We start from the raw sequence: 6,390 nt of genomic DNA, 5'->3' as shown, positions 1-6,390 counted from the left end.
TCTCTTTGGTTACTTTCTCTTTGGGTCAGCAAAGAGAAAGTGACTCGGGCGCCGGCAGGCGTCCGAAATGCCCGCTGCATAAGCGGCCAGGTCGCAATAGCGCAACGATTGTCGCGAACAAACACAAAGGACACCCCTCAGCACCTTCGCCACATATTCCGGCGTAGAGATTCTGAAGAGGGCTCCAAGTGCGCTCTATTCGAGCGCCGCGGGATAAGCCAACGCAGCACGCACGACATAAAGAGTATCCATACGAGGCGCCCCACTGGTGAGCCACCTAAGCATGCGCCTCCCACGCGACTGCGTAACCCAGGGCTGATCCCGCAACCAAAGCTGTGTGCGCACCATGTCGCTTCGCTCCTGCATGGTCTCCTTTGAGGGCCTTACACGATTAGTGACATAGCTTTTCGCCTCGCCCAGCGAGCGAGACCATTCGACACCAGCGAATGCATGCAACCACAACTCCGAGCAGGACACCTGCGTTAAGGTCTGGTGATGCGAGATAGTGCGAAGCAATGCGGGGCATTGCGTTTCCAACGGGTCGCGCAATTTGGCAAGTACGGCATCGCCGTAATAGCGCGCCGTCAACGTCAACGGTGGCAGCGCCCACCAGGGAGTGTCGTTGCTGGCGTGGGTACCCCAAAGGGCCTCCCATTCGCTGGGCGGCACGCGCATGGCCAATAGCGCGATATCGTTCAAATGGATCAGGCGGAGCGTCCTGTTGCATATGTTCCCCGCGGCATGCAGCAGCAGGTGGCTCAACAGGGCGGCGGTTGACGGGTAGGGATTGAGTCCGGGCTGCGGCTCACTCGGATAGATGCGGTCGGTGATATCGACCGTATGCATCGGCAGCCGCTCCTGGATGTGCGTGTGCAGTTCGATGTTGATCGGTGTATCGCGGTGTTCGCCAAGTACCGCCGGTGGCGAACCTTCCAGTGGCTTGAAGACGCGGTGCTTCCATTGCGCAAAGGATTCCGCATAGCCGAGAGCCTGCAATAGGCCACCCACTTTTTCGGCATCGCGTTCGTGGACCAGCAAATCGATATCGGCCATCGGGCGGTCGCCGGGAAGGTAAAGCCCTGGCGCATGCAGCGCAGAACCTTTCAGCGGGACCACCGCTACGCCCTCGGCACACGCTGCGGCATCGATCCGTTCCAGCAGCGCGAAAATGCGCCCGCATCGATGTTCGACATGCGCGCGCTGGTCAACGAGAAACTGCGACCATGCCAGGTCATCCCAGCGGGGAAGCGTGCATAACAGTGGCGATATGCCATGCGCGGCGGCAACCGCCATCGCCGTTCGCCATTCGAGTTCGTTCCAATCAGGGGTGTCTTCACGCGGCTTCGCGAGCTGGTGGGCCAGCATTTCCGTCGTGCGCCGCAAGGTCGTCTTGAGGATTCTCAGCGGGGGCAGCATGTCGGCTAACTCATAGCCTTGGCTTTGTTCGGAGCCGCCAGAGGCAGAGGGAGCAGAGCTTGTTCCGTGCGGTGCAGGTGCTCGCGGGCGAGTAAGGCATTCCATCTCGCGTCGATCATGGCCTGTGCATGGTCATGATCTTGCTGTCGTCCATGGTTCGATGATGGCGGGCTCGGCGACTGCTGGAGCGTTACCTGCTCGTGCAGCAGGTCGCGGAAACAACGGTAGAACTCCGAGTCGTAGGCGCCGTGGAACATCATGGCGAGATCGTCGCTTTCCCGCCAATGTGTCTTGGTGCCAAGTTGGGATCTGACCTGCTCGTAGAACTTCGTGCCCGGCAACGGATAGGACACGCTGACACCGATGTCGTCGGGCGCAGCACGCACGATCAGGTCGCGTGTCGCCAGCAGGTCGACCAGTTGCTCGCCGAGATAACCCAGCTGGATGAAAAAGCCCACGCGAATACCATTTCTGCCCAGCCGCTCGCGTGCCGCGATGAGATCGGCCACCTTCGTGCCCTTGTTCATGCTGTCCAGCACGCGCTGGCTGCCACTTTCGGCACCCAGCCATACCTCGGCGCAACCCGCGCGTTTCAACGCGGCGGCCATGCGTTCGCTGATCAGGTCGGCGCGCGTCTGAATGGTGAACGGGACGGAGCCGTCGAGGTCGTCCAGATGCGTGGCGAATTCTTCCACCCAACTCACGTGGAAACCGAAGATGTCATCCGCCAGCCAGATGTGGTCAGGTTTGAAAGCCGTCTTGAGGTGAGTCATCTCTTCAGCGACATCGCGCGCGGGTCGCCGGTTGTAGTGATTGCCCCAGATGGGTTTGGCGCACCAGTTGCAGCGGAAAGGGCAGCCGCGAGACGCCGCCATGTTCAGGCTGAAGTAGCCGTGGCGCTCCTGCCACATCGCGCGATAGCGCTCGATGTCGATCAGGTCCCAGGCGGGATGCCCGGCGATGCGCGGATCGGGTGGCACGGCGCCAACGCGCGCCTGGCCGTTGGCTACGGACGCCACACCTGCGATACCGGCGGTCCACGCCGCATCTTCGATAGCGGGATCGCGCTCCAGTCGTTTCACGAGCTCGACCAATGGTGCGATGCCTTCGCCGATCAGCACGACCTGAGCGCCGGCGGCCAGGAATACGTCCGGCTGGTCGGAGGCATCGGAGCCCGCAACGATCACTCTAGCGCCGTTGGCGCGCGCTTCGCCGATCATCTGGCACGCAGCTTCACGCATGCGCGCCAGGCACATCTTGGTGAGATAGTTGAAGTTGTCCTCGTAGAGCACGACGACATCGGGGCGCAGCGAGCGCACCGCCTTTTCGTATTCGTGCATATCCTCGGCGAGCATCGAGTCGAACAAGGCCACGTCGTGTCCCAGCTGCCGCAGCATGGCGGCAACCTGGATGGTGGCTAGTGGCGGGTAGGGTTTGCCACGCTCCCACTGTTTTTTGTCGAAATGCAGATAGTAGGAGTGGCCGACCTGAATCTTTAGCATCTCTGGAGAGCCTTATCGGGACATGCGGCGGGTGCACGCGCACAACGGGACTGCCCAGTTGCTGTCCGCGCTTAACGTTCAGTTGGACGTGAGTGCCAAGTTGTCTGGCCGGGGTTGCCTTGTGGAAGAAAATTATTTGAGTGACCGCTGGCGAAGCGTTGTGCTATCACATGCGGCGATCCTTTGACCGACGCGCATGTCATCCATTTCATGCCTTCAACTTCATGCCATCCCGAGGGCGTAATGGGCGCCGATCCCTTCCTTGAGCGGGGTGACGACGGCCGCGTGTTGCGCAAGCAGTTACTCGGGGGAAGCTTTCGGTTCGAAAGTGCCAGCACGCGGTTGCTCGACCTGGTTGAAGCAGCCTATGCCGGCCTGCCGCCACATCAGCTGCCGGTCATCGCGCCGGAGTTCCATGTCGAACTGCGACTGGCGCTAGCGCGCAAGGAACCCCTGGCGGGCGAGCCGCCACCGGTGCGCATGCAATCGGGTGCCGGTTTGCTGTGCGGTGTGATGGATGCCGCCAACTATGTCGTGATGTCGCCGACGCAGGGCAGGGCGCTGGTGGTGGCCTCCGAGGACATGCTCGATCGTCCTTATTACGTGCGCTACGAGCTGATCGAGTTTGCTGTCTTTACGCTGGCGACCCGCGGTCTTGGTCTGGTCCCGCTGCATGCCGCTTGCGTCGGCAGGCATGGGCGGGGTCTGTTGCTGTTGGGTGCGAGTGGGTCGGGCAAGTCGACACTGGCGTTGCACAGCCTGCTGGGCGGGCTCGATTTTCTGGCTGAAGACGCCGTGTTCGTGGAGCCGGGCAGCATGATGGCGACTGGTGTAGCGAACTTCCTGCATGTGCAGGGTGAGGCGTTGCGTTTCATCGACGACGCAGGGATCAAAGGCTGGATCGGCGAGGCGCCGGTTATTCGCCGACGAAGCGGTGTGGAAAAGCATGAGGCCGACCTGCGGTGCGGGCATGGCCCAGTGGCCACAGCGCCGCTTGAGCTGGCAGGCGCCGTGTTTGTTTCCAGCCAGCGGGCCGACGATCCGGAGAACCTGCTGACACGCATTCCTGACGCCGATGTCGCTCCGCGGCTGATCCTCGATCAGACCTATGCATCCGGTCAGCCCGGTTGGCGGGAGTTCCAGCAGCGCCTTGCAGCACTAGGCGTGTACGAACTGCGTCGGGGTACCCATCCAGATCGTTCCGTCGACGCCTTGCAGGCCTTGCTGGGCTGACTTGTCGCATGGCCGGGATGGCCATGTCTACGCAACCTTCCTCGTGGGGTTAGGCACTCACGCGATCGAACCACGGCGGAGGGTGCGTCATTCTGCATCGACATATCAGGCTTCTGCGGCCATGGATTTCGCTGCCCTTATGGAGTGGCCTGATTAGCGTCGAATCTCAGCTGCGTGCGACTTTCTCCTCCCCTGCTCGCAGGGGGAGGCCGGGAGGGGGTAGTCCCTTGAGAAAGCCTCTCCCGAAACGCTTTCTCAAGTACTCACCCCTCCCCAGCCCTCCCCTGCTAGCAGGGGAGGGAGCCAAGAATTCGCGTAGCTGAGATTCGACGCTAATCAGGAATAGTCGAACATGGCTGATCACTCATCCCGCGCACATGACGCGCCTGACCCATGGCTGCGCGTGATGCTTCGCACGCTCACCCGCGGCGACATGGCGGAAATCGCTGTCTACCTTCTGCTGTCGCTCGGCGCGGCAGTGGCGGGTGGCTTGGCTGCGGTAAGTCTCGTGCCGCTGATCCAGCCGGGCTTGCCGCCACCGCTCGTGGGCGGTCTGCTCGATCTGCGCGGTGGGTGGGGCGCGCGGGCTTTGCTGTTCGCGGGCGTGACCGCCGTGTTCGCGTTGTTGCGCTGGCAGACAGCGCGCCTGGGCGCGCGGCTGGTCAGCCGTTACGGCGTGCGTCTTCGCCAGCAGGTTCACGCCAGATTGATTGACGCATCACTGCGCGCACTGGCGGATCTGACGTCGGCCGAAATCGCCAATGCGCTCACCCATAACGTCGAGATTGCCGTGCAGGGATTCGCGGCTTTACTGCAGTTGCTGGTGGTGGGCCTTACAAGCATGGTCAGTCTGGGGCTGGCCCTGTGGGTGTCGCCGCCTTTGGTGCTCGCGGTACCGCTGCTGGCCGTTGTTGGTCTGATGGCATCGCGCATGTTTGGCCGCGAGCAGGCGCAGGTGAGCCGACAGTATGTTGCCGATATGACCAGCCTGTTCTGGCATAGCGAGGATTTTCCCCGCCGGTTGCGTCATGTGCGTTCGTTTGGTCGCGAAGAGGCGGAGAAGGCGAGTTATGGAGAAACTTCCACGCGTCTTGGCGATGGTTATCGGCGCCAGCTGGAACTCGTGGCGTCGGGGCGCCTGGTGGTGGAAGTGCTGGCGGCGTGCGGCATCGTGCTTATCTTCGTGCTCGCCCAGCGCTGGGGCGGCGTAGAGCAGGCATCGCTTATCGCGGTGTGTTTGCTGCTCGGGCGACTGCTGCCCTATCTGGCCTCCACGCGGCAGAGTTTTCAGCAGTTGCGCACGGCCGGTTCGGCGCTCGAACTCTGGCAGCGTTTTATGGACGTGGAAGCGTCCGGTGCCCACGTAGCGGCAAGACGTCCAGTGTCCCGCGACACATTGCATATCGACACCCTGCGCGTGACGCCGCCATCCGCGGGCGTGGTAGTCAGCGGCCTGGTGCTGAAGCCTGGCGAGCTGACCCTGGTCTATGGCGATTCCGGTATCGGCAAGAGCAGTCTGACTGATGTTCTCGCCGGCATGATGGCGCCGCAGGCGTTCAGCGCGCGGGTTGCCGGGCACACCATCGACTTCGATGATTACTGCGAGCGGGTCAGGGACGGTGCGTACGTCAGCCAAAGCGTGCGCCCATGGCAGCGCACGGTGCGCGAATGTCTGCTGTGGGCCGCGCCCGAGGCGACGGAAGATCGATTGCGCAGTGTGCTCGCGGATGTCGGTCTCGATGAACGCCTGGCGCGATCGTCTGATGGGCTTGATATGGCGTTGCACGATGCGTCGAGCCGCATGTCCGGCGGCGAGCTGCAACGGCTGCTGCTGGCACAGGTGTTGTTGCGCCAGCCCTATCTGGCCTTGCTGGACGAAGCCACTAGCGCGCTCGACGCGGCGGCCGAATTGAGCGTGCTTGCTGTGCTGAAACGACGTCTTCCGCATACGATCATGGTGGTCATCTCTCATCGTCATGGGGTGATCGCTGTGGCGGATCAGCAATTGACGCTTGATGGTGGGCCGGTGGCATCGATCTATAGGGCTTCGTTATGCGCTGTGGCGTCGCGACCTTAGAGCTTGTTCCATATCGCTGATGCTGTGATGTTGGGTTATTGCGACCTGGCCGCTTATGCAGCGGGCATTCCGCCTCGCTGCCGCGAGCCGGGTCACGTTCTCTTTGTTGGCCCAAAGAGAAAGTAACCAAAGAGAAATGGCCTGAGAGCAGGCGGCGTGCTC

4 protein-coding genes are annotated in these 6,390 nt (G+C 62.1%); 2 read left to right on the top strand and 2 right to left on the bottom strand.

The window, feature by feature from the left end:
• Positions 1-195: 195 nt before the first annotated feature.
• Both BM338_RS20790 and BM338_RS20785 read right to left on the bottom strand, forming a co-directional pair.
• Positions 196-1,416 carry a nucleotidyltransferase family protein gene (locus BM338_RS20790; RefSeq protein WP_090454572.1) on the bottom strand — a complete coding sequence of 407 codons (1,221 nt, stop codon included), beginning with the start codon at positions 1,414-1,416 and terminating at the stop codon, positions 196-198.
• Between the two features lie 5 nt (positions 1,417-1,421).
• Positions 1,422-2,918, bottom strand: a complete 1,497-nt coding sequence (locus BM338_RS20785) for a B12-binding domain-containing radical SAM protein (RefSeq protein ID WP_090454570.1) — start codon at positions 2,916-2,918, stop codon at positions 1,422-1,424.
• Between the two features lie 243 nt (positions 2,919-3,161).
• Between BM338_RS20785 and BM338_RS20780 the strand changes: the two genes are divergently transcribed.
• Together BM338_RS20780 and BM338_RS20775 are read left to right on the top strand one after the other, a co-directional pair.
• Entirely contained in the window at positions 3,162-4,151 is a 990-nt protein-coding gene (locus tag BM338_RS20780) for a phosphoenolpyruvate carboxykinase (ATP) (protein ID WP_255367405.1), read from the top strand.
• 352 nt (positions 4,152-4,503) lie between these two features.
• Positions 4,504-6,228, top strand: a complete 1,725-nt coding sequence (locus BM338_RS20775; RefSeq protein ID WP_090454568.1) for an ATP-binding cassette domain-containing protein — start codon at positions 4,504-4,506, stop codon at positions 6,226-6,228.
• The last annotated feature ends 162 nt before the right edge of the window (positions 6,229-6,390 follow it).

Source organism: Dyella sp. OK004, from assembly GCF_900114495.1.
Lineage (GTDB): Bacteria > Pseudomonadota > Gammaproteobacteria > Xanthomonadales > Rhodanobacteraceae > Dyella_D.
This window is presented reverse-complemented; position numbering and strand designations above follow the sequence as displayed.